14 protein-coding genes and 1 pseudogene are annotated in these 21,931 nt (G+C 66.2%); 3 read left to right on the top strand and 12 right to left on the bottom strand.

The window, feature by feature from the left end:
* Window positions 1-108 precede the first annotated feature (108 nt).
* Both P9K36_RS10765 and P9K36_RS10760 read right to left on the bottom strand, forming a co-directional pair.
* Window positions 109-2,304, bottom strand: coding sequence for a xanthine dehydrogenase family protein molybdopterin-binding subunit (locus P9K36_RS10765; RefSeq protein WP_278307085.1), 2,196 nt, complete (start codon window positions 2,302-2,304; stop codon window positions 109-111).
* 50 nt (window positions 2,305-2,354) lie between these two features.
* Window positions 2,355-2,810: a (2Fe-2S)-binding protein gene (locus P9K36_RS10760; RefSeq protein ID WP_043346072.1), complete on the bottom strand. Its 456-nt coding sequence runs from the start codon at window positions 2,808-2,810 to the stop codon at window positions 2,355-2,357.
* Window positions 2,811-3,094: 284 nt separating this feature from the next.
* Here P9K36_RS10760 and P9K36_RS10755 point away from each other — a divergent pair, with 284 nt between their 5' ends.
* Window positions 3,095-4,630, top strand: coding sequence for a HAMP domain-containing sensor histidine kinase (locus P9K36_RS10755; RefSeq protein ID WP_043346075.1), 1,536 nt, complete (start codon window positions 3,095-3,097; stop codon window positions 4,628-4,630).
* A gap of 24 nt (window positions 4,631-4,654) precedes the next feature.
* Here the strand turns inward: P9K36_RS10755 and P9K36_RS10750 are convergent, their stop codons facing one another.
* Window positions 4,655-5,071 (bottom strand): EVE domain-containing protein, encoded by a 417-nt coding sequence (locus tag P9K36_RS10750; protein ID WP_043379533.1) that lies wholly within the window; start codon window positions 5,069-5,071, stop codon window positions 4,655-4,657.
* A gap of 255 nt (window positions 5,072-5,326) precedes the next feature.
* Here P9K36_RS10750 and P9K36_RS10745 point away from each other — a divergent pair.
* A pseudogene (locus tag P9K36_RS10745) lies at window positions 5,327-7,144 on the top strand (diguanylate cyclase); the annotation flags it as partial.
* 227 nt (window positions 7,145-7,371) lie between these two features.
* Here P9K36_RS10745 and P9K36_RS10740 read toward each other — a convergent pair.
* The 6 genes from P9K36_RS10740 to P9K36_RS10715 form a co-directional block, all read right to left on the bottom strand.
* Complete coding sequence (locus tag P9K36_RS10740; protein ID WP_278307084.1) at window positions 7,372-9,207, bottom strand: TniQ family protein; 1,836 nt, start codon at window positions 9,205-9,207, stop codon at window positions 7,372-7,374.
* Complete coding sequence (locus tag P9K36_RS10735) at window positions 9,204-10,334, bottom strand: ATP-binding protein (RefSeq protein ID WP_278307083.1); 1,131 nt, start codon at window positions 10,332-10,334, stop codon at window positions 9,204-9,206. The genes P9K36_RS10740 and P9K36_RS10735 overlap by 4 nt, the downstream gene beginning before the upstream one ends.
* A 75-nt stretch (window positions 10,335-10,409) precedes the next feature.
* The gene (locus P9K36_RS10730; protein ID WP_278307082.1) at window positions 10,410-12,677 is read right to left on the bottom strand and encodes a Mu transposase C-terminal domain-containing protein; all 2,268 of its coding nucleotides are present in this window, start codon (window positions 12,675-12,677) and stop codon (window positions 10,410-10,412) included.
* Window positions 12,677-13,507, bottom strand: a complete 831-nt coding sequence (locus tag P9K36_RS10725) for a hypothetical protein (protein WP_278307081.1) — start codon at window positions 13,505-13,507, stop codon at window positions 12,677-12,679. The genes P9K36_RS10730 and P9K36_RS10725 overlap by 1 nt, the downstream gene beginning before the upstream one ends.
* A gap of 1,259 nt (window positions 13,508-14,766) precedes the next feature.
* On the bottom strand, window positions 14,767-15,657 hold the full coding sequence (locus P9K36_RS10720; protein ID WP_278307080.1) for a 3'-5' exonuclease: 891 nt from the start codon (window positions 15,655-15,657) through the stop codon (window positions 14,767-14,769).
* Between the two features lie 75 nt (window positions 15,658-15,732).
* Window positions 15,733-16,638, bottom strand: a complete 906-nt coding sequence (locus P9K36_RS10715) for a hypothetical protein (RefSeq protein ID WP_278307079.1) — start codon at window positions 16,636-16,638, stop codon at window positions 15,733-15,735.
* A gap of 116 nt (window positions 16,639-16,754) precedes the next feature.
* Here P9K36_RS10715 and P9K36_RS10710 point away from each other — a divergent pair, with 116 nt between their 5' ends.
* Window positions 16,755-16,994: a helix-turn-helix transcriptional regulator gene (locus P9K36_RS10710; protein WP_278307078.1), complete on the top strand. Its 240-nt coding sequence runs from the start codon at window positions 16,755-16,757 to the stop codon at window positions 16,992-16,994.
* A 194-nt stretch (window positions 16,995-17,188) separates the two neighbouring features.
* On the opposite strand, the gene P9K36_RS10705 is transcribed toward P9K36_RS10710, so the two are convergent.
* The 3 genes from P9K36_RS10705 to P9K36_RS10695 all read right to left on the bottom strand — a co-directional run bounded on the left by P9K36_RS10705 (window position 17,189) and on the right by P9K36_RS10695 (window position 21,734).
* Window positions 17,189-17,890, bottom strand: coding sequence for a hypothetical protein (locus P9K36_RS10705; RefSeq protein WP_278307077.1), 702 nt, complete (start codon window positions 17,888-17,890; stop codon window positions 17,189-17,191).
* Window positions 17,887-20,931: an N-6 DNA methylase gene (locus P9K36_RS10700; protein WP_278307076.1), complete on the bottom strand. Its 3,045-nt coding sequence runs from the start codon at window positions 20,929-20,931 to the stop codon at window positions 17,887-17,889. Before P9K36_RS10700 ends, P9K36_RS10705 begins: the two co-directional genes overlap by 4 nt.
* 110 nt (window positions 20,932-21,041) lie before the next feature.
* Window positions 21,042-21,734 (bottom strand): DNA adenine methylase, encoded by a 693-nt coding sequence (locus tag P9K36_RS10695; protein ID WP_278307075.1) that lies wholly within the window; start codon window positions 21,732-21,734, stop codon window positions 21,042-21,044.
* Window positions 21,735-21,931: the final 197 nt, after the last annotated feature.

The following is a 21,931-nucleotide window of genomic DNA, read 5'->3' as shown; positions in this document are numbered from 1 at the left end:
AAAGAAACGGCGCGGTGTCGCGCCGCGCCGTCTTCAGTCGGGTCTCTTGCCTTGGGGGGAAGGCCTCTTCTCCCTACGCCGAACCGGGCCGGTGGAACGTGCGATTCCTCACGCGCCCTTCACGCCCGAGAGGTCGAGAGGCAGGGAGCGCAGGCGCCGGCCGGTGGCGGCGAAGACCGCGTTGGCGATCGACGGCCCGAGCACAGGCACGCCCGGCTCGCCGATCCCGGTGGGCGCCACCTGGCTCGGCACGATGTGAACCTCGACCGTCGGCATCTCGCTCATCCGGGTCGGCGCGTAGGCGTCGAAATTGTGCTCCTGCACCTGCCCGTCCTTGAGGGTGATGCGGTTGCGCAGCACCGCCGACAGGGCGAAGCCCACCGCACCCTCGACCTGCGCGCGGATCACGTCCGGGTTGACCGGAACGCCGACATCCACCGCCGCCACGATCCGGTTCACCCGGACCGCGTTCTCCTGAGCGGTGACGTCGGCGACCATGGCGACGTACGAGCCGAAGGATTCGTGGACCGCAACCCCGAGGCCGCGGCCCGGATCCTGCGGCCTGGCACTCCAGCCGGCCTTCTCGGCGGCGAGCTTCAGCACGCCGGAGAGCCGCGGCGCCTGGGCGAGGAGCGACAGCCGGTAGGCCACCGGATCGACGTTGGCGGCATGGGCCAGCTCGTCGATCATCACCTCCATCACGTGGGCGGTGTGGGTGTGGCCGACCGAGCGCCACCACAGGACCGGCACGCCCTCGCGGCCGTTATGGACGCCGAACCGGTAGGCCGGCAGCGCGTAGGGCGTGTCGGAGGCGCCCTCCACGGTGGTGGAATCGATCCCGTTCTTGACGATCATCGCCTCGAAGGGCGAGCCGATCATGATCGACTTGCCGACCATGACGTGGTCCCAGCCGACCACCGCGCCCTTGGCGTCGATGCCTGCCCGGACCTTGTGCAGCACGGTCGGGCGGTAATAGCCGCCGGCCATGTCGTCCTCGCGGGTCCAGACGAGGTGCACGGGGGCCTTCTCGCCCGACGCCTTCAGAACCGTCGCGGCTTCGGCGAGGTAGTCGGCGGTGGGGGTCGCCCGGCGGCCGAAGGAGCCGCCGGCCCAGTTGCTGTGGAGGCGCACCCGGTCGGGCGTCACCCCGAGGATCGCCGCCATCGTCGCCTGCTCGACGGTCTGGAACTGGAAGCCCGCGTAGACGTCGTAGCCGCCGTCGGCCGCCCGCTCGATCGTGGCGTTCAAGGGCTCCATCGCCGCATGGGCGAGGTAGGGGAAGGTGAACTCGGCCTCGACGACCTTGGCGGCCCCTCTCAGCGCCGCCTGCGGGTCGCCGCGCTCGGAGGCCGTGAGGCCGGAGCCCTTGGCCCGCTCACGGTACTCCGCGAGGATCGCGTCGGACGAGCGGGTCTCGGCGGTGCTGTCGTCCCAGGCGACGGTAAGCGCCTCGCGGCCCTTCATGGCCGACCACGTGTCGCGGGCGATCACCGCCACGCCGGTGGGCACCTGCACCACGTCGAGGACGCCGGCGACCTTGCGGGCGGCGGCGGCATCGAAGCTCTTCACGGTGGCGCCGAAACGCGGTGCCCGGGCCACGACCGCGGTGACCTGGTTGGGGCGGCGGATATCCAGCGAGTAGATCGCCGTGCCGTTGGTCTTGGCCACGGAATCGAGGCGCGGGATCGTCTGGCCGATCAGCCGCCACTCGCTCGGATCCTTGAGCCGCGGCTCGGAGGGGACCGGCAGGGAGGCGGCCGAGGCGGCGAGTTCCCCGAACCGGGCCTGCCGGCCGGAGGGCGCGTGGCGCACGATGTTGTCGGCGACCGTGATCTCCGAAACCGGCACCTTCCAGCGGAAGGCGGCTTCGGCCATCAGCATCTCGCGGGCGGCCGCGCCCGCCTTGCGCAGCTGGAACCAGGAATTGGCCACCGCGGTGGAGCCGCCGGTGCCCTGGATCGGGCCCATCAGGCTGTTGTTGTAGAGCGTCGCATCCGCGGGGGCGAATTCGGTGCGGACCTTGGACCAGTCGGCGCCGAGCTCGTCGGCCAGGATGGTGGCGAGGCCGGTCGTGTTCCCCTGGCCCATGTCGAGGTGCTTGATCACCACCGTGACGGTGTCGTCGGCGCCGATCCGCACGAAGGCGTTGGGCTGCGCCTTGACGTCGGCGAGGTTCGGGCCGGATGCCGCGCGGGCGGATTTCGGGTCGAGCCGGAACGCGACCACGAGGGCGCCGGCGCCGGCGAGCAGGCCGCGGCGGCTGGGACGGGCGGGCAGGGGATTCGGTCGACGGGCGTTCAGCATGGCGGCGAGGCTCCGGTCGGGACCGCGGGGAAGGTGAGGCGTCAGGCCGATCAGGCGAGGCTGCGCGCGGCTTCGTGAATCGCCGCGCGGATGCGCTGGTAGGTGCCGCAGCGGCAGATGTTGCCGTCCATGGCGCCGTCGATGTCGGCGTCGCTGGGCTTGGCGTTGCCCGAGAGCAGGCCGATCGCCGACATGATCTGGCCGGACTGGCAGTAGCCGCACTGGACCACGTCGAGCTTGCGCCACGCCGCCTGGACGGCCTCGGCCACGCGGCCCGACACGCCCTCGATGGTCGTCACCTGCGCGGTGCCGACATCGCCAAGCCGCGTCTGGCAGGACCGGACCGGCTGCCCGTCGAGATGGACCGTGCAGGCGCCGCACTGCGCGATGCCGCAGCCATACTTGGTGCCGGTGGCGTCGAGCCGGTCGCGCAGCACCCAGAGCAGGGGCATGTCGGGGTCGGCGTCGACCGCGTGCGTGACACCGTTGACGGTGAGATTCGGCATGGTCGGCGACCCTTTCTCGACGCGGGCATCCGGGCAGCCCGGATCACGGCGTGCGGCCTCGCACGGGTAAGCGAGCACGCACCTTTAAATAGCGAGCCCATGCCCGGACACGATGTGCGGCACCGCACTTCAATCCGGCGGCGGCACAGCCTCGATACAGCCCCCGATGCTTAAGATTGAAGGGATGCCGGCAGCCGCTTCTTAACACATCCGCCTCATCTTTACGGCGTGCTTCCCAGCCACCGCCGCCCGTCCGCGGAATCGAGCCGAGTTTCAAGACGCGCATGCCCGATCTCACCGTCGAGATGGTCCAGCGCGGTCGCGGCCCCTCGACGGAGGAGGCGGCGCGCCGCCTCGGGGTCGCCCGGGAAATCCGCTCGGCCCGCGAGAAGCTGACCTCGCAAACCGGCCTGGAGCGGGCCTTCGACTACGAGCTGCTGCGCCACTACGCCCAGTACCGGGCCGGCGCGGGCATCCCGCTGGTGGGATTCGCGGCGGCGCTCGCCACGGCGGCGACCTTCTGGATCGCGCCGCCGGTGGCGGCGGCCTGGGCGCTCGGCGTGTTCCTGATGATCACGCTCAACACCACCTTGAGCCGGCGCTTCCTCCGCGCCGACCCGGCGACGATCCCGCTCGCCCGCTGGCGCAGGCGCTTCCTGATCGGCGAGGTGCTGCAGAGCCTGTCGTGGTCCGCGATGATCGGGCTCGGCACCACCGGCGGCTGGACCTTCGCGCTGTTCGGCCTCGTCATCGCCTCCGCCGTCACCACCATGCTGGCCGCGACGGTGCCGCTGGCCGCCATCGCCGCCCTGGTGCCGCTGGCGCTCGCCACCGTGTCCCTCGCCGCCTTCTCCCGCGGGATGGACCTGCTGATGCTGGTGGTGATGGCCGGCGGCGCGCAGGTCTTCTTCCTCGGCCTCTCCCGCCGCCTCTACACCTCGACGGTGGGCGCCCTGCGCTCCCGGGCCGAGAAGGACGCGGTGTTCGGCGAGCTGGAACAGGCCAAGGCCAATTCCGACGAGGCCCGCCGCCGGGCCGAAGAGGCCAACCTCGCCAAGTCGCGCTTCCTCGCCACCATGAGCCACGAGCTGCGGACGCCGCTCAACGCCATCCTGGGCTTCTCGGAAGTGATGAAGAACGAGGTGTTCGGCACCCACACGGCGCCGTCCTATCGGGAATACTCGCACGACATCCACGACAGCGGGATGCATCTCCTGAACCTGATCAACGAGATCCTCGACCTGTCGCGGATCGAGGCGGGGCGCTACGAACTCAACGAGGAGCCGGTGCAGCTCGCCCACGTGGTGGAGGAGTGCCGCCACATGATGGGCCTGCGGGCCAAGGCCAAGAACCAGACGTTCCACGATCTCGTGGACGGCTCGCTGCCGCGGCTCTGGGCGGACGAGCGGGCGCTCCGCCAGATCGTGCTGAACCTCCTGTCGAACGCCGTGAAGTTCACGCCGCCGGGCGGCGAGATCTGGCTGAAGGTCGGCTGGACCGCGTCGGGCGGCCAATACGTCTCGGTGAAGGACAGCGGCCCGGGCATCCCGGAAGACGAACTCGGCACGGTCCTGTCCTCGTTCGGGCGCGGCTCCCTGGCGATCAAGACCGCCGAGCAGGGCTCCGGGCTGGGCCTGCCGATCGTGAAGGGCCTGGTGGAACTGCATGGCGGGCAGTTCCAGCTGTCCTCCAAGCCGCGCGAGGGCACCGAGGTGGTGGTGACGCTGCCAGCCTCCCGGGTCATGGACACGCTGCCGGCCGTCGAGGTCGAGCCGGAGGTGGTGGCCCCCGCGCGCAGTCCCCTCAACCGCGCGGCGTGACCCGCGCCGGTCGGGCCGCCCCGCTCAGTCGAGGCCGCCGAGCACACGGATCCGGGCCCATTCGGCTTCGGTCACCGGCTGCACCGACAGGCGGGAATTGTTGACCAGCACCATGTCGGCCAGGGCCGGATCGGCCTTGATCGCCTCGAGCGTCACAGGGCGGGGCAGCGCCCGCACGGCCTTGACGTCGACCATGCCGAAGCGGCCGGTCTCGTCCGTGTGATCGGGATAGTAGGGGCGGATCACCGCCACGATGCCGACCACCGCCTTGCCCTCGTTCGAGTGGTAGAAGAAGCCCTGCTCGCCGACCTGCATGGCCATCAGCTGCTTCTTGGCGAGGTGGTTGCGCACGCCGTTCCAGTACGTGCCGGCCTCACCGGCCGCGACCTGCTGGTCCCACGACCAGGTCGCGGGCTCGGATTTGAACAGCCAATACGCCATCGCTGAAGGTCCCGCGGACCGCCCGGCCGGGCGGCATGCCCCGCCATAGCCCAGCTTCGGCCTCCGGGAACAGGCCAGCGCCGCGTCCGTCGCGCTCGGCGCGCTCGGCGCGCTCGGCGCACCGAGGGCCGGCGCATGAGACGTCGTTAAAGATCAGTAAAATCTCGCTTATCGAGGGATGCTGTTGGCTGAATATTAAATTCTGGATGCCAAACGTGGCATAAGAGCATCTCTTAATAATCTCCGGTTGCATACATGCTGTCACTGGTCGGCTGCTTCGCCGGAGAGCACAACTTCTGGCTGGTGGTCCTGGCGGCACTCGTCTGCACGCTGGCGAGTGCGACGGCGCTGGAACTCCTCATCCATGCCGGCCGGGCCGGCGGCCGCAACCGCTACATCTGGCTCACCGTGGCCGCCGCCGCCGGCGGGTCGGGGATCTGGGCGACGCATTTCCTGGCGATGCTCGCCTTCGAGCCCGGGCTGCCGTCGGGGTACGGCGTCGGGCTGACCCTCCTCTCCTACGTCGATGCCGTGGCGATCACCGGGCTCGGCTTCGCCCTAGCCACGACCGGCCGGAGGATCCAGGCGGCGCTCGGCGGCGCCGTGGTGGGGTGCGGCATCGCGGTGATGCACTATACCGGCATGGCCGCCTTTCAGGTGCCAGGACACCTTGTGTGGAATCCCGTCCCGGTCGTGATCTCGGTCGGGCTCGCAGCGGCGTTCGGCGCCGCCGCCCTGGTGGTCGGGCTGTCGGCCACCACGGTCCGGGGCCGGTTCGGCGGCGGCGCGCTGCTGATCCTGGCGATCTGCGGCCATCATTTCACCGGCATGGCCGCCGTGACCATCCTGCCGGACCCCACCGTGGAGATCCACGCGAGCGCCATCCGCACCGCCTGGCTCGCCGCCGCGGTGGCGGCGGCGAGCTTCCTGATCCTGCTGCTCGCCGGGGCTGCCCTGGTGCTCGACCTGCGGGACCGCAAGCGTGCTGAGTTCGAGCGTGAGCGGCTGCGCAGCCTCGCCAACGCGGCGGTGGAGGGTCTCGTCGTCTGCCGCGGCGGCGAGATCGTCAGCGCCAACGAGGCCTTCGCCCGGCTCGCCGGCACCGGGGCCTCCAACCTCGTGGGCACGAACCTGGCCCTGTACCTGCCGGGCGTCGCCACCGGGGCCGGAACGGTCGACCAGCCCCTCGAGGCCGACCTCGTCCCGGCGAGCGGCGGCACGATCCCCGTGGAGGTGATCATGCGTCCCGTCGCCGAGTACGGGCGCCTGCCGCACCACGCCGTGGCGGTGCGCGACCTGCGCGCCCGGCGCCGGGCCGAGAGCGAGATCCATTACCTCGCCCACCACGACGCGCTCACGGGGCTGGCCAACCGCACGAGCTTCCACGCGCGGCTGGAGCGGGAGATCCGCGCCGCGGACGTCCAGGGCGGCCGCCTCGCCGTGTTGTGCCTGGACCTCGACCGCTTCAAGGAGGTCAACGACCTGTTCGGACACGCGGCCGGCGACGCGATGCTGCGCGATCTCGCCCTCCGGGCCGGCGGCCTCCTCGACGCGAAACAGCTGATGGCCCGGCTGGGCGGCGACGAGTTCGCCATCCTGACGCCGCAGGCGGAGGGGTCCGCCGAGCGGCTGGCCGAGCGGATCCTGTCCACCCTGGCCGCGGTGCCGGCCGCCTCCGGCCCGGTGATCGCCACCAGCATCGGCATCGCGGTCTATCCCGACGACGCCGCGGACCAGCGTGCGCTCCTGAGCCACGCCGACGCCGCCCTGTACCGGGCCAAGAACGAGGGGCGCGGCACCTTTCGGCGCTACGACGCCAGCATGGGTGCGCAGATCCGCGACCGGCGGCAGCTGGAGCACGACCTGCGCCACGCGGTGACCCGGGGGGAGCTGGAGCTCGTCTATCAGCCGCAGAGCGAGATCGGCACCGGCGCGGTGACGGGCTTCGAGGCGCTGCTGCGCTGGCGCCACCCCACCCGGGGCAGCATCCCCCCGGCCGTGTTCGTGCCGATCGCCGAGGAGACCGGGGCGATCCTGGAGATCGGGGCCTGGGTGCTGCGGGAGGCCTGCCGGGCGGTGTCACGCGAACCAAAGTATTACCGACAAACCCTCGCAAGTCACTGAGATACATACATCAAAGACCACGTCGAGAAGCTTTGGTTTGCAGAAAACGACGCATACATCAGCTCAATCCGAACCGTACCAATGGATATTAATCGCCTCGATTTGCCCAGCAGACATGAAAAAGCCCCGGCCAAACCGGGGCTTCATGCGGCCGAGCGTGACGGACCCGAGCAGGGTTATGAAACCGGGATCGAGTCCCTGCGATAGAACCTGGTTCGAGCGTTACCAATAACGAACGCTGGCTCGATATCCGAGAGCGCGCGAGATATATTACAATATCTCCTATGATTAAGTTTGGATAATTCAGAAATCAGGACAAATTCACGATGAAAATCTTCAATTACATTTCGCTCAATGATGTATATGTTTTTAGGATATAATTTATGGGGAATGGATCTGGCTCGAAGGTAACCCTCCTCGATCAGAGCCTTAACAACCGGCGTCGTGGTCCACAGAAGGCTTCGAGCGACGCCAACAGTCACGCCGCCTTCAATACCGTGATCAAGGCGGTATTTTATCTCACCGGGATCGACGAGAACCGCGAAATATCCAGCAACGCTGGTATTCCGCGCTAGCCGAGTGAGCTTCTTTTCCAGGATCAGCCGGATGACATCGACGCCGGAACATCGCGCACGTTTCGCGGCCGACGGAATCGAGAAGAGGGACTTGGGCGCGGCGTCGACAGGCTCAGCCCCCTCAACCAAGCGGGCGAGGAACGCGTCCAGATCCTTGCGTGCGTAGCACCCCCTCCGTTCGTTTTGGCCGCCACGGTAATCGACGTGCGGTCGGATGAAATCGTGATCGACGAGCAAGCTCGTTTGAACAGCACCGGTCCCAAGATATGTGGCGACCTCGCTGAACGTCAGGCTGTCGGCATCGTCGGCGAGAACTGGACGGGCCTGTTCGGCGGAGAAGATGACGGCAAAATCCGGGAGGTCCGCATGATCTGCTCGAATCAGCCCGGCCGTAGCGAGTACTTTGCGCAGTCGCTTCGAATGGCGGCCGGTCTCGCGGGCGGCAGTCACGATCGAGTGGTTGACCCGCCGTTCGACAACCCGACCGAGGACGATATCGCCGGGCCCGACTGGCATCGTCTCGACGATGTGACGGTGGAGGATGTCACGGACGGGCTCGAAGGCGGCTTCCTGCCGCGTGAAGGCGAGAGATTTGTAGAGATGGCCGTAGATGCCCGATGCCCCCTCCCACCGTGAAGATTTGAAGTCATGTCGGCCGTAGACATCTGAAAGAGCGTTGCGAATGGCGCCTTCGCCACCAAAAGCGGCGGTGCAACCGACATCGCCCGCGCGATGCAGGGCGTCGTCGGACAGGTCTTTGATCCTAGCGGCTCCTCCGAGCGTTACCGAGACGCCGAGCATCTCGCAGGTTGCGACTGCGGCATGGAGTTCGAGTCGATCCAGCCAAGGCGCACCGGTCGGTCGCCCTTCCAATCGGTCGTCGACATAGCGCTCGAGGCAGGAAGGTCGGCGCCGGAGACCGGCATCGGCGCATCGTGCCATCTCGGCACGGCGATCTCGGAAGTGCCAGGCGAAATCGTGCAGGGTCTTCCGAGCGCCTTCCGCAGTATCGATGAGCGCGCAACCGTGCCGAGGACAGGTTCGAAAGACCGAGAGCTGCCATGTCGTACGGCCGTACGGGGCGGGCTCGCCCGTGCATTCGGTCGCCTCGAAATCCTGCAGCACACAGACGGGGCAGGCACGCATCCTGAGACGGCGTAGCATGAGCTTGGATATGCGCTCGCCACGGAGCAGGAAGTCTTTTCCGTCAGGCTTGATGCTGGCCCGCTCCAGCGCGTGGACCGGAGTGCCGGTCAGCGCGCAGAGTTTGGCGAGAGCGGCTGGCTCGCCGTCGATACAGGCCTGGAACGTCAGGCCCATGTCGAGGCAGAATTCGCGTGCCGAGGCGACGCCGTTGCACATGGCCAACCGGGAAACCCAGCTCGGGACCGACTCGTCGGCCGCGAGTTCGCAGCGCAGGCTGAGGGGCGGGCTCACGGGTTGCTCCCCTGAACGCTCGCCTTGGCCGCGCGCTTGCGGGACTTCTTCGGTGGTTCGACGACGGGTTTCGGGGCCAGGGTCGTGACCCAGTCGCGGCTGATGAAGGGGTTCTCGTCATCCGTGCAGCCGATGCGTCCTTCCAGGGCTCGCGCGAAGTGATCGCGCGTGAGGAGGGTGTTCGGCCCGGACGGCTCGAGCGCGCCACCGACCGCGTCGTCGTCCCGAGCGAGGTCGAGGTAATCGGGTGCGAGCGCGGTCTCGATGGCGTCGTGGGTAATCTCGATCGCGACCCCGAACAGGTTTCCGGCGGCGTGGATCAGGCGCGGCGCCAGATCGGTCTCCACGTCCCCCTCGACCGTGAGATCGGCGAACTGTGCCAGCACGGTGATCATCGCCGCGATGTCGGGGTTGTCGTCGGGCATGGTCAGGGGCTTCATCTCGACGAAGCGAGCGCGGCGCTTGAGCTGGATGTCGTTGTGGATGAACTCGGCGACACTGGGCAGGCCGCAGACGATGATCGACAATCGCCACTCGCGATTGATCATCAGGTCCTTGATCGTGTTGGCGACCTTCTGCTGTTCGGCGGCGTTGGCCGTTTGCGTGATGTGCTGCATCTCGTCGTAGACGAGGACGATCTTGTTGCCCTTGTCCAAGCGATGTCGAACCTTCTCCCAGGTGAGGTGCTCCAAAAGATCGCGTTCGAGCGGGTAGCCGGTGTTGTGGAGCGTGTCCCGGCCGAGCTGCTTGAGCGTGCACGGCGAGGTGACGGTGACGACGGTGATCGGGCTGTCCGGGGCCTCGGGATCATGGCCTGCGAGGGCAGGGTGCCGCCGGAGGGTCCGGAGCAGGCTGCGTGTCTTGCCCGCGCCGCTCGGGCCGGTGAAGACGAGGAGCCGCCCCTCGCGCCGATTGGTTCGCGAGTGCGGCTCGCGGATGTTCTCGCGCAGGCCGGCCTGCACGAACAGGCGGTTGCATTCCTCCATCAGCGTCTTGTCGTGGGCGGAGGTGATGTACTTCCCCTTGACGACTTCCAGAACCTCGAGGATTTTGTGTGCTTCCGGACTGACGAAGTTGCGCAGTTTGGCCGACGGATCGATGTTCTCGTGGTTTTCGGGCGTGGACATGGTTCTTCTCTGCTTGCGCGTGGATGATAGGGGAGGGCGGCCCGCCCGGATTGGGGCAGACCGTTCGGGCGAGCGTCAGTCCTCGGCGCCAATGCCGGGCCGCTTCTTCGGCGGGTGGGGGGCAGGGATCTCCGGCTCGACTGGGCGCGGACGGGCCGGGCGCGGCTTGCGCTCGGGTGCGACGCGGTCCTGAGGATCGGTCGTCCCTGCGAGGGGCGCTCCACCGGTCGGGATCACGGCGGTGAACGGGTCGACGACGGGCACGTCGGCGAAGTCGGCATCGCTCGGGATCGTGAACGTGCGGAGGCTACGCTCCGCCCGCTCGATATCCTCCGGCTCGGCGAACCGCGCGAGGAACGTCGCGGCCTTCTCGGCCGCGGACGCCCGGGCCTGGATGGCGCGCAGGGCCTCGAAGACGACGCCCTGCGACAGCTTCGCCTGATCGGCGTAGCGCTTGGCGAGCTGCTCGCACAACGCCCGGTGGTCGGCGAGGCTGACCCCGTCGAAGCCGGTCGTGGCGGCTTGCACCTCGTGCCAGCTGCCATCGATCTCCACCGAGAGCGCGCCGATGTCCTGCGGGTCGACGCGGACGGGCACGCTGATGCCGCCGCGCTTCAGGTAGAGGTCGCGCAGGACGTCGCCGCGGTAGTGCAGGCCCATGAAGCGTAGGCCGTGCCGACCGAGTACGCGCTCGAACCGCAATCCGAAGATCGCGCGCCGTTCGTTACGGCCTGGGATCGGGATGACCCCGTAGTGGTCGGTCAGCCGGTTCCAGGCGTTGGCCGGCGTTTCACCACCGAGCCCTTGATGGGGCAAGTTGTGGTAGACATCGAGGGCGTAGCGCAGGGCCGCGAGGACGAAGTCCTCGACCGTGACGCTCACGCGCTGCATTGCAGGGTAGTCGCCCCGCTCGGCCTTGCTGCCGAAGCTCTGCCCGGTGAACTCCCGCACGAGTTGCAGGGACAGCGTCCGGAACAGGCGCTCGATGGTACCGCGAAGGTGCGGCATGCCGGCCGGTGGGATGTCGTGACCGCTGCCGAGCCCGAGCACCGTGAGATGGAACCGCGGGTCGATGAACGAGCCGCCGCTGTCAGTGACCACGTCCTCCGGGCGCAGCGCCATGTGCCCGGACGGCGTGACCGCCCCGACGGCGGCCGCAAGATCGCCCTTGTCGGACACCACCATCTCGAGGGTCGAGATGGCGTTGCGCACCGAGGCCGTCTGGTCGACCCGCATGCCGAGGACGCAGCGGGTGGCGACGTCGATGGCGACGCACAGGAACCAGCGGCGCTTCCTCAGCTCGTCGAGCTGCTCCTCGGTGAGATCCTTGAGCAGGTCGGTCTGTGAGAGCAGGAAGAACAGGTCGATCTTCCACTCGTCCATCTCCACGCGCTGACCGGGCCGGATCGCCTCGGCCTTGCCGACGATGAAGCGGTGCTTGCGGGTCGCCCGGTCGACGCCGAGTTTCTTCGCCTCGACCAGGAACATGTCGAGGGCGTCGATCCGCTTCGACAGTGTCCGGTCCGAGGGGACGGGGTAGGGGGCGAGCCCGTCGGCCTTCCGCTTCGCGTTCAACGCGTCGAGGTCGGCGCGCAGGTTTCGGTGGCAAGCTTCCCGGGTCGGGTGCTTCTCCGAGGCGAAGCTGGCTGCGTGCTTCTGCAGGAGGCTTTCGACCTGGGGTGCGTAGCGGGGCCGGCGATTGCCGCACCGCATGGTCTTCCGGCGCAGCGCTAGGGGATTGCGACCTGCGGCCTCGTACGCCTCTAGCCAGCTCCGGAACGTTCGGACACTCGGACCTGCGTAGACCACGGTTTCGCTGCCACAGCGCGTCTTGCGCGCCTTCGGCAGGGTCCCGTCCTCGGCCAGCGGCCGGGCGCGGGCCTCGGCCTGCGCCTGGACGGTCTTGCCGATCTCGACGAGGGCCGCCTTGATGCCCGCGTTGGACTCGATCGACGGCCCCTTGCGTGCGCTGCGCGGCTTACCGGCGTTCTCCAAGTGCCACGCGGCTCGGAGCTCCTCGTAGGGCGTGATCCATTCGAGCCGCCGCGCGATGATCGTCTGATCTTCCACGGGTAGGGCGGCGATCGACCCGGCGCCGGTCATCATCCGGGTTCGGACGGAGATCGCCCCATAATGATCGGCGCTGAACTCGAGGTGGCGCTTCGCCGACAGATCGGCGAGGCGTGCGTGCGCGAACTCCTCGGGCAGGCCGGTGGCGACGTTGCGCAGGACGTAGCCTTCTGGACAGTCGCCGACGACGTGGTAGGCGACGCCGTGGATGGTGACCGCGTCGGAGACGCCGAGGCGCAGGCGGGCACCGTTGGAGAGATTGGCCGGGACCATCACGCGACCTCCCCGTCGTTGCGGCGGGCGAGGGTGACGCGGGTGGCGTACCCGATCCGCTCGTCGGCCGTGAGGCGGATCACCCGCTTGGCGATCAGCCGGACGACGGCGCGGAAGGCGGCCGCGCCGTGACCGCTGTCCGCGACGATGGCGCCGATCCGCACCTGTCCCTGGATCGTCGCGACGATGGCGCCGACCACGGCGTCGGCCGGGTGGGGCGGATCGCGTCGTACCGCCTGGATCAGGCGGGCGTTGGACAGCATTGCCGGTGAAATCGAGCGCTCCGTGTAGAGCATCACGCCGTCGGCGAAGCTCTTCGGGATCTGCGGGGCGATGTGCTGCAGGAACCCCGCGACATCGTTTTTGATGGCGTGGGCCTCGTCCTTGACGGAGATGCCGATCCGCCGTCCGTCGTCGAAGTGCGCGCGGAAGTCGAAGGTGTGCCACCCGGGTCGCCCATCAGGATGGACGATGGGCACGGCCGGTGGCTGGTCGTCCAACCGGACGAGACCGGGGTAGGTCAACATCCAGAGGCCGCCGCCTTTCTCGAGCGAGCTCTCGAACAGGATCCGACGGAGCTCGTCGGGTATGACGAGTTCCCCGCGAGACGAGCCTTTGGAACGCAAGGAGATCTTGCGCGACGCCGTCGATGGGTACGGCGGGGTATGGGGGCTGGCCAGCAGAATAGGAGGTTGGTCGCTCGCTCCGGCGATGCCGGAAATGACACGGGCGAACTCGGGGTTTTGTGGATCGAACATGGGTATCCTCATCGGTCTGGGATCGCGCCGCCGGTGGGCGGTGCGAGGAGCGAAGCGGAGGGCTGTCGGCAACCCGCGCTCAGGCTCGGGTCGGACGTGCAGCGTCGGCTTCAGGAGACGGTGAGGATGCTGGGACTGGTCAGGGCGGTTATCCCCGACGAACACAAGGGCGGGTACTTGCACCGCATACATCGATATGCGAACTACACGCCCGTGCTTGACCTGCGCGCGTTAACGCCAAGGGCAGTCACAACATCCGTTCAGGCGGATCGTCGGTGCGCAATTTGGGAATCTGGGCACCGGCATGAAGTGGTCACGACGGGGGCATCCGATGGCCGTCGGATGTCCCCAGACCTGACCCTATGTCGTAGCTCATGCTTGAGAACGACATTGTTAACCTCCTTTGTTGGGCACTGAAACTTTACGATCGATTTTGACATGCTCAGCTGGTATGATGGCCACTCGACGTCGGACCGGATTATCAAGTAATTTGATGCAACACTCCGGCGGACTGGCCAGAAGCTTCCGATAGAAGGTCTCCTGTTGGATTAACTATAGTTATAGTTGTGTTTTTCTACCTTTCACGTTTAGTCCGCGAGCAGTGCCTGCCTAGCGCTGCCGACAGCAAGTTTCAGGAAGTGCGGAGATCTAGGCCCGGGCCGCATGGTGACGGCACTCAAAGCTCAAGATCCTCGTCATGCATGAGGGCGGAATTTCACGCTCACTCACGAACGACGGATGGCAGACCAGCTTCGGCGCATGGTGACGACCACTCGTGGCTGCACTGGTATAGCTACGATCGCTGTTCGCTAGAGTCGAGTCGCAATCCTTCTCCGGCCAAGCTCGTGCTGAGTCTTAGTTAATCAGTGCTCGCTGAGATCGTAGACTCACGACACTCGCCTCTCTCGAGCAAGTCAGCTCAGGATGCGTCCCCGATCGAACATGGGAGGCGCCAGCACCTGCTTCCGCAATGGACATGGCGAAACGCGCTGGAGCGCTGCAAACGTCCGATGCGCTGGCGGCGGACGGCAGGGAGAACCGCGGGGGATCGCCACCCACGATGGCGGCAGATCGGGGCAGGGGCTGTTGTCGGGTTTGACTTATCAGAACGACCAACAGCACGACGCCGAACTGGATGAGGGTGTAGAGCGCGAGGAGGACGTGCCAGCGCGCGAGCTTCTCCTCGAGCCTCGTGATCGCCGCGACAGTCGTCTCGCGTGTGATCACGAGGATGGCTTCCGCCTGATCTTGGGTAAACCCAGACGCGATGAGACCTGTGATGGACGCGAACGGGTACGGCGCATCCGTGTGTGTTATGAGGGCCATGGCGATCATCCGTGCCGGCTGGAGAAACGCACGTATGCGTCTAATTCCAAGACCAAGGGCTCGATCGTTTCCCCGCGATCAAGGCTATCCAAGAACGCCAACTCTTCATTGACGCCGTCTACATCGACATCACGATGCCATGCTCGCGGCCGGCCATCCTCACCCGTGGACCACCGATAGCCGCGTGCCCGCACCTCGTCCTTCAGCACAAAAGGCAAGCCGAGCGCGTAGACGCGCATACTCGGGCGCTTGACCGCCTCCAACAACTCGGCGAGCACCGTTTGACCCGATCGCGGCAGAGGTTGCTCAAGGATCTCCAACAACGCGTAGGCGTCGTCGATGCTGCGATGCGCCTCAAAGTAGAAGCCGAAATGGTAGGCGAGATAGAAGAGCTTCGTTCCCTCGATACCCTGATCGGACCACGGCACTTGTTGTTGTGAACAAGCCCAGGGAAGGTCTTCGAACACGGGAAGAACCTTCTCGATATGCCGGCGATCAAAACTCGCGTTGTGCGCGATGACGATGTCGACGTCTTTCACGAAGGACTGCAAAGCTTCGATATCCAGCCGTCGACCGTGCACCATGTCGTCCGTGATGCCGGTCAGTCGCGTGATCTGCGGTGGGATCGGCTTGCTGGGCTGGTTGAACGCGAGACGCTGGCCAAGCGTGCCCAGAACGACGCCTGCTGGCGTGTAGGCAAATTTTACCAACCCCACCTCGATGATTTCCGCCCAATCCTCAAGACCCGTGGTTTCGACATCGACGATCACGCCTGTCTTCGCATAGGGGCCAAGAGGCCTTTCACAGTATCCACGGCGCGACATCTTGCGCAAGACGCGAAAATCGCTGGAACAACGCAGCGCAATAGCATGCAGCTCGGCTTCGAAATTGTCCATGTCTATAATCCCGAAATGATATGACCGTGGCCATGTCAGCATGGCCGTGGATCCCGATGGCATGAGCTCAGGTTGTCAGCCCCGTTCATTGAGCCTCGGCTCAGCCGGCATCGCTCCGCGCGTCCGTATCGGGGACGTCATGCGGATCTGATCCGGGCCGCGCGGAAAGATCGCGTCGGCGAACTCCTTAACCCTCGTCCCCGGCCGGACATCTGTTTCCGGCTCCCGATCCATGAACTCCGGGTCATGCCGGACTGCGCTTGGCGAGAGCGTCTCGAAGCGCTGGTACAGCGGCGCCAACAAGCCAGGCATCGTTCGATGCAGCTCTTCGCGCAAATGATGTGTCATGCGCTCGACAGTCGCGATCACCGGGACGCCGAAATGTGCATCCACATCGGGCCCGTGCACGGTGAGGTGCGGGGGCAAGCCGGCAGCGCCGAACCAATCGATACAGGCGCTCGTCACGGTATCGATTGTAGTATAACCCTGATCTCTTAAGTAAGATCTCAGCAAAAGTCGAACAGACGCAACATCGCGTTCGAGTGGTTTGCGCAGACGGGGACCCATGTCGCCGCCGCCCCTCTTAATACTGTACGCGCCGGCCCACCCTGACGCGATGTCGATGACGACAAGATCCTGGTTGACGGATCGTACCGCCGGCTGATCATAGCGGAGGCTGAGCCGTGCCAGGCTTTCCGCCGTGTTGGACGCGACGAGGCCGTCAGCCGCCGCCGTGATCGGGATCGTGGGATTGTGAAGCACCTCGAAGCGTCCACTGGCCCTCAACGCCTCCTCGAAAGCCTTCTCGAGCAGAATTCCATGCCGCTTCACGACGGAGGCCGAAATACTAATCAATCGACTGAGTTCGGGCCCGAGGACTTCGTCGAGGGGAAACTTTGTGCTGACGGCCGCGGCGACGGCATCGCTTGCGGCTTTCAGCAGCGTATCGTTGGCATATCGGCTGGACGGCTGGGACAACATCTGATCCTCTCCATGCCTCCGAGCGGCGGGCAAGCCGTTCCGGTTCGTGGCTGGCGTAAAAAGCGCACTTTGGCGCAAATTACGCAACTCGGTATATTTTCCGGTCCGAGGATTAAATGATTACGCCGGAGCAATGCCGCGCAGCCCGCGCGCTTCTCAACCGGTCGCAGAAGGAGCTCGCCGAAGCCACAGGCGTAAGCCTTCGATCCATCCAGGGATTCGAGGCTGGAGATCGTGTTTTACAGAGCTTGGCGATGAGCGCTGTGGAGCGAATCCTTGAGTCCGAGGGCATCGATCTGATCAATCAAGCAGATTGGATAGGCGTCAAATTGCGCCTTCATCAAAGTCGCGCATGAAAGCAGACGTGGCCGTCGTACTTGGCCGTTAATCAAATTCTCGATCGTGGAGTTTTCCACAGATTTGACAAAAATCGCGGTCGTTTTGAATTTCGGGTGAACATTGCGCAGCTAAATCTGAAGAATCCTGGACATACCGACAATTCGGCTGTGAGACCCAGTCACCGCCATACGTGCATCGTCGTACGCTTGGATCATGGAGTCTGGGGCAGCGGAGCGGGTGAAACGGTCGTATCGAGCCAGACATGGATGATCGTGATCGGTCCAGGCACGCCGATGTCCGGCCCTCGATCGATGTAGTCGAACTGCCTGTCGTGTGTGGTCGCGACGTGCCGCCCGAACCTCGTCGGCTGGCGCGAGGGTGGTGTCCCCGTCAAGGTGGCGATCGCGGGTTCGACGTGCGTCCGGTCCCGGACGTAGGCGATCATGAAGGCCTGGGCGTCGAACCAGGCGTACCGGCCATCCACGAAGCGTCGAACGCCGTTCAGGTCGTATTTGCCGACGGTCTGCCCCTTCGCGGCGTCGATAATCTTGCACTCTCCGATCAAGGGGAACCCTGGTATGCCACTGGTCAGGAGGAAGTTGATATCCGGCCTCTTCTCGATCGCGCTGCCGTCGAAGTTGGGCTGCTCAACCCCTCTGTGAACTTCGGAGACCAAAGTGGCGAACGGCGATCGGCGCGCTCCCCGAAGCGCGATCGTCAGACGCACGATCATGTCGAAATTGATCCAACTTTCCTCGTTTGTCGCCAAGCCCTGAGGCACTTCCGCCAACGCTTCCCGCCAAGCGGCGCAGATCGCGTCCGCGATGATCTTGAGGTGAATGGCACGCAGGGGCTCCAACGGCAGGCTGATGCCGCGCGTGAGCAGGACGACCTGATCCCTGGCAGAGGTCACTGCAGACTTGCCGAGCCACCGTTGTCGATCAGGAACTCAATGTGGTTCCAGGCGATATGCCGTGCGCTGCGCAGTCCTTGAGAGAAGGTCCAGTAACGAGGCTGGTCGAGCATGCCTATCCAGAGGCGTCCGTCGGTTCCCTGGTGATAGACCTCGGTCGACCCGCTCTCGTCGGCGGCCTGCACGAATCCCGCGAGCGCCTGCTCCCGAGCGGCAGGGGTGACGACGCCCTTGGGGCGACCCAGCGTCACGAAGCGCCAAGTTCGGCTCGCTCCCGCATCCGCAGGGGCCGCGGTGAGATCGATACCGAAATCCCGCTCCCAAGGCGCCAATTCGGTGTTGAGGCCTTCCAGGAACCCGTCGACGTCGAGGAGAGCGGAGCGCCTCGCTGGCGGGATCAGATCGTCCTCTTCTCGCTCGATGGCCGGTCCGCCGAAAGCGTAGGTCAGCGTGTCCTCGATGATCCGACGGTCGATGTCTGTCAGGCCGTATGCGGATGCCACACGCCTATCCAACTCCTTCTGGTCCAGCCCCTCCGCGTGCCGCTCGTACCATTCTCCGAGCGTGGACCGTTCGTCCACCGCGCGACCGGCCGACGGTATCGGCAGCTTGTCGAAGGTATGCTTCTCAACGACGTCGCGCTCGTAGCCGTATTCGCCGCTGGTCATTAGGAACCACCACTGGGCGAACGAGCTCCTCAGGAGCGCGGCCACGTGCACGGCCATCCGCCGACCTTCGGGAGTTCGCGGGAAGCGGTAGCCGTAGTAGTTCACGCTGTAGGCTGTGTCCTCCATGGCGAGGCCGGATGCGAACCCCCGCTTCCGAGCACGCGCCACCTTGTCCACCACGAGCAGCGGGGCCCGGAAGATCTCGATGTCGCGCGGGTCGTGAATGCGCTCGGCGTCGAAGCGCGTGAGTTCCCGGGGATCGATGAAGGGCTTGGGGATGCCGACCTGGATGTAGGGCATGCCCTTGAGGTAAGCGGCGTCGGCGCCGGGGTACCGCGCATCCTTGCGTGTCCGGCTGCTCTTCCGCAGCTTCTGTATGCCGGTCCCTGAGCGGCCTCCCATCGACCTGACGAGTTCCGCCAACCTGGGATACCCCTCTGTCGTGATTCGTCGGCCGATGGCGAGATCGAGCTCGCTGCCGCGGAACAGGGTCTTGAGCCTCAGCGGATCGCCGGCGAGGTCGCCCGTGCGCACGATCGGGGCGTGGGAGGCGTCGAGCCTGAAGATGCCCGCCTTGTTCAGCCTGGGCTCCTCGCGTGGCGTGATGAACCGCATCGCCGCGGCCGGGCCCGGCGGCCGGTTCTTGGCGAAGAGGATGCAGAACGGAGAGGTGATCTGCGGCCAGACCTTCGTTTTCCTGAGCGCCGCGCCATTGATGACGGAGGTGACGTCGAAGGCCGCGAAAAGCGATGCGCGCGCGTATGGCATGCCGTCAGACTGTTGGAACAGCAGGCCGCCGCTCAGGGCCAACGCGATCTGTCCGTCCGGCTTCGCCCATTCGGCGGCCTGCCACACGAACGGCAGGTCCAGAGCGTTGTTCGGAAGTAGGCTGGACGGTCGTCCGAGAGTCGCGTCGCCGCGCGATTCGGAACCGGACAGGGCTTGGTCGTCGTCGGGATCCATCGGCACCGGCGTTCGGTCGAAGGTGACGGCATGCTGATCGCGGTGGGTCGTCCGGACGCGTTCGGCAGCGATGGCTCGGACCTTCGCCTCGACCCATGCCCAGCCTTCGATCTTCAGCCCTGTCTTCCAGGGTGGGTTGCCGATGACGACGTCGTACTGCCCGTCGTGGAAGGCCGAGACGCCCGGCCCGAGCGAGCCAAGGTGCGCGAGGCTGACCTCGCCCCTGCGGTGCCTCATCGTCGCATTCGTACGGGGCCTGTGAAGTACGGAGCCGCGCAGATCATCGAACTTCAGCTTCGAGATCGGTTCGGGTTCCGGATCGAGTTCTATGGACACGAGGTACAACCCGAGTGCGGCGAATCGCAGAGCCCCTTCGTTCACGTCGAAGCCGGTCACTTGATCGTAGAGGATCCTACGCAGGACCCCGGTATTCGGTCTGACGCCGTCGTGGCGCCAACGTTCCGCGACCAGGTGCCGGAAGGCCGTGATCAGGAACACGCCGGCGCCCGCTGCCGGGTCGAGGAAGCGGGCCTGGTGACGGCGCTCGACGGGAATGGCCTGCAGCGTGGCCCTGACCATGAGGTCGGCGATGATCGTGGGCGTGTAGTAGCTGCCCTCCCTCTTCTGACGGTCCGGTTCGTGGGTGCTCAGGTACCGCTCGTAGACTTGGCTCAGGATGCCGACGGGGATGTGCCCGAAGTGGAGGTCGTCCCACCGCTGCTGCCAGCCGAGCGACATCTGCCCGCCCGGGGCGCGACGCATGATGTCGAGCAGCACGTCGAACCCCTCCTTCGGGAGTTCGTCGAGAAGGTCGAGGTCCAGGGGCAGGAGGTTGCCGTTGAAGTTCCTCTCCAGTTCGGCGCACGTGAGCCGCGCCAGCGCGGGCGTGGCGAACGCCATGTCGGTTCCTAGGTCGGTGAGATGGTCGCCAAGCGGAAGGTCACGGTCCGCGAGGAAGCGGGCGAACAGCGCTCGACCCGCGAGCGATATCGCGTCCGTCTGGGCCATGCCGCATCCGACGAGGGCCGCGAGGGCGAGGCTGAGGAGGTCGAGCACCACCTTCGATACGTTCGCGGCCTTGGGATCGAGGCCCGGTCTCGCCGAGGCGACGTAGGGCAGGATGGCCGTGCCCGAGGGGTCCACGGCGCCGAAGTCGACCGGTTCGGTGCGGTCTCGTTCGAGCTCGACGACGTAGACGTCGAGCCGTCCTCCGGCAGCGACCCCGACATAGGGGATGTCACCCCGCAGGGCCACCACGCGTCGGATGCGCGGGAGATGGTCGGGTCCCTGGAGCCGGTCGCCGTCGATGAGGACCAGCAGAGGGGCAGCCTGCCATTCATAGACGCCGATGACCGGTCCGAGCAGGTCGGGCAGGTTGCCCCGGCGGTCGCGAAGCGTCGCGTACGGCAACGTCTCGACGACGTCCTCGTCGAAGGCGTAGGCCGAAGCCGGGTCGCCGCCGTGGGCGAGGACCACGGTCCGCAGCATCGTCCCAGCCGCGGTCGGTGTCGCCCGTGCGATCATGGCTCGAGGTCCGCGGCGGCGCGGAGGTCCGACCTATACCGCGACGCCAGTTCCCGGAAGAGGGCGTTCCGCTCGACGGGTTGCAAGGCGTCGATGCGGTGCGACAACCCGGCGCGACGGCGGCGCACCCGTTCCCGGTCACGGAAGTCTTCGCCTGCATGGCTGAAGTCGTGGAGAACGGCAGGCTGCGGAAAGTTGAGCCAGGCCGTCTCGATGCGCGGTCCACAGTGACTGGCTCCGGGAAACCGCACGACCCTCCAGTCGTGGAGGGTCTCGACATAAAGTTTATTGTCGTAGCTCGACACGATGACCATGCACGGCAGCCGACGCAGACAAGCCAGAAGCCTAACGTGGTCGTCATGCGTGTAGTCGTACCGGTAGAGGCGCGCCTTCGCACGAGTCTCTTTCGGATACGGAGGGTCGCAATAGACCAGTTCTTCACCCGTGAACGCGTAACCGCGCAGAAAGTCGAGCGCATCCCCCTGAACAATGGTCGTGTCGGCGGTCTTCATGGCCTGCCAGCGCTCGACGACGCGTTCGTCCCTCTCGATGCCGAAGCTGGCCACGGCGGGCCGCTTGTTCCTTAGCACGGCACCGCCACCGAGATGGGTCTCGATGTAGATGCGATGCGGGGGCATCATCGAAATCAGGCGTTGGTAACAGTGGCCCTTGCCACCCGGGTAGCGCATGACCAACAACATCGCGCGATACGCGATGTTGTCAAGCGAGCGTTGTCGCGAGCGAGCACGCGCAGCCGGAGTCCATTGTTGGCTGCGATCTCGGCGTCGAGGCGCTGATCACGCTCTCCACCGGCGAGCGGATCGAGTACCGGAGACCGGCATCCCGCCGCGAGCGGGAGATTCACCGAACGCGGCGCGAACTCACG

This window comes from Methylobacterium sp. 391_Methyba4 (assembly GCF_029691625.1).
Lineage (GTDB): Bacteria > Pseudomonadota > Alphaproteobacteria > Rhizobiales > Beijerinckiaceae > Methylobacterium > Methylobacterium fujisawaense.
This window is presented reverse-complemented; position numbering and strand designations above follow the sequence as displayed.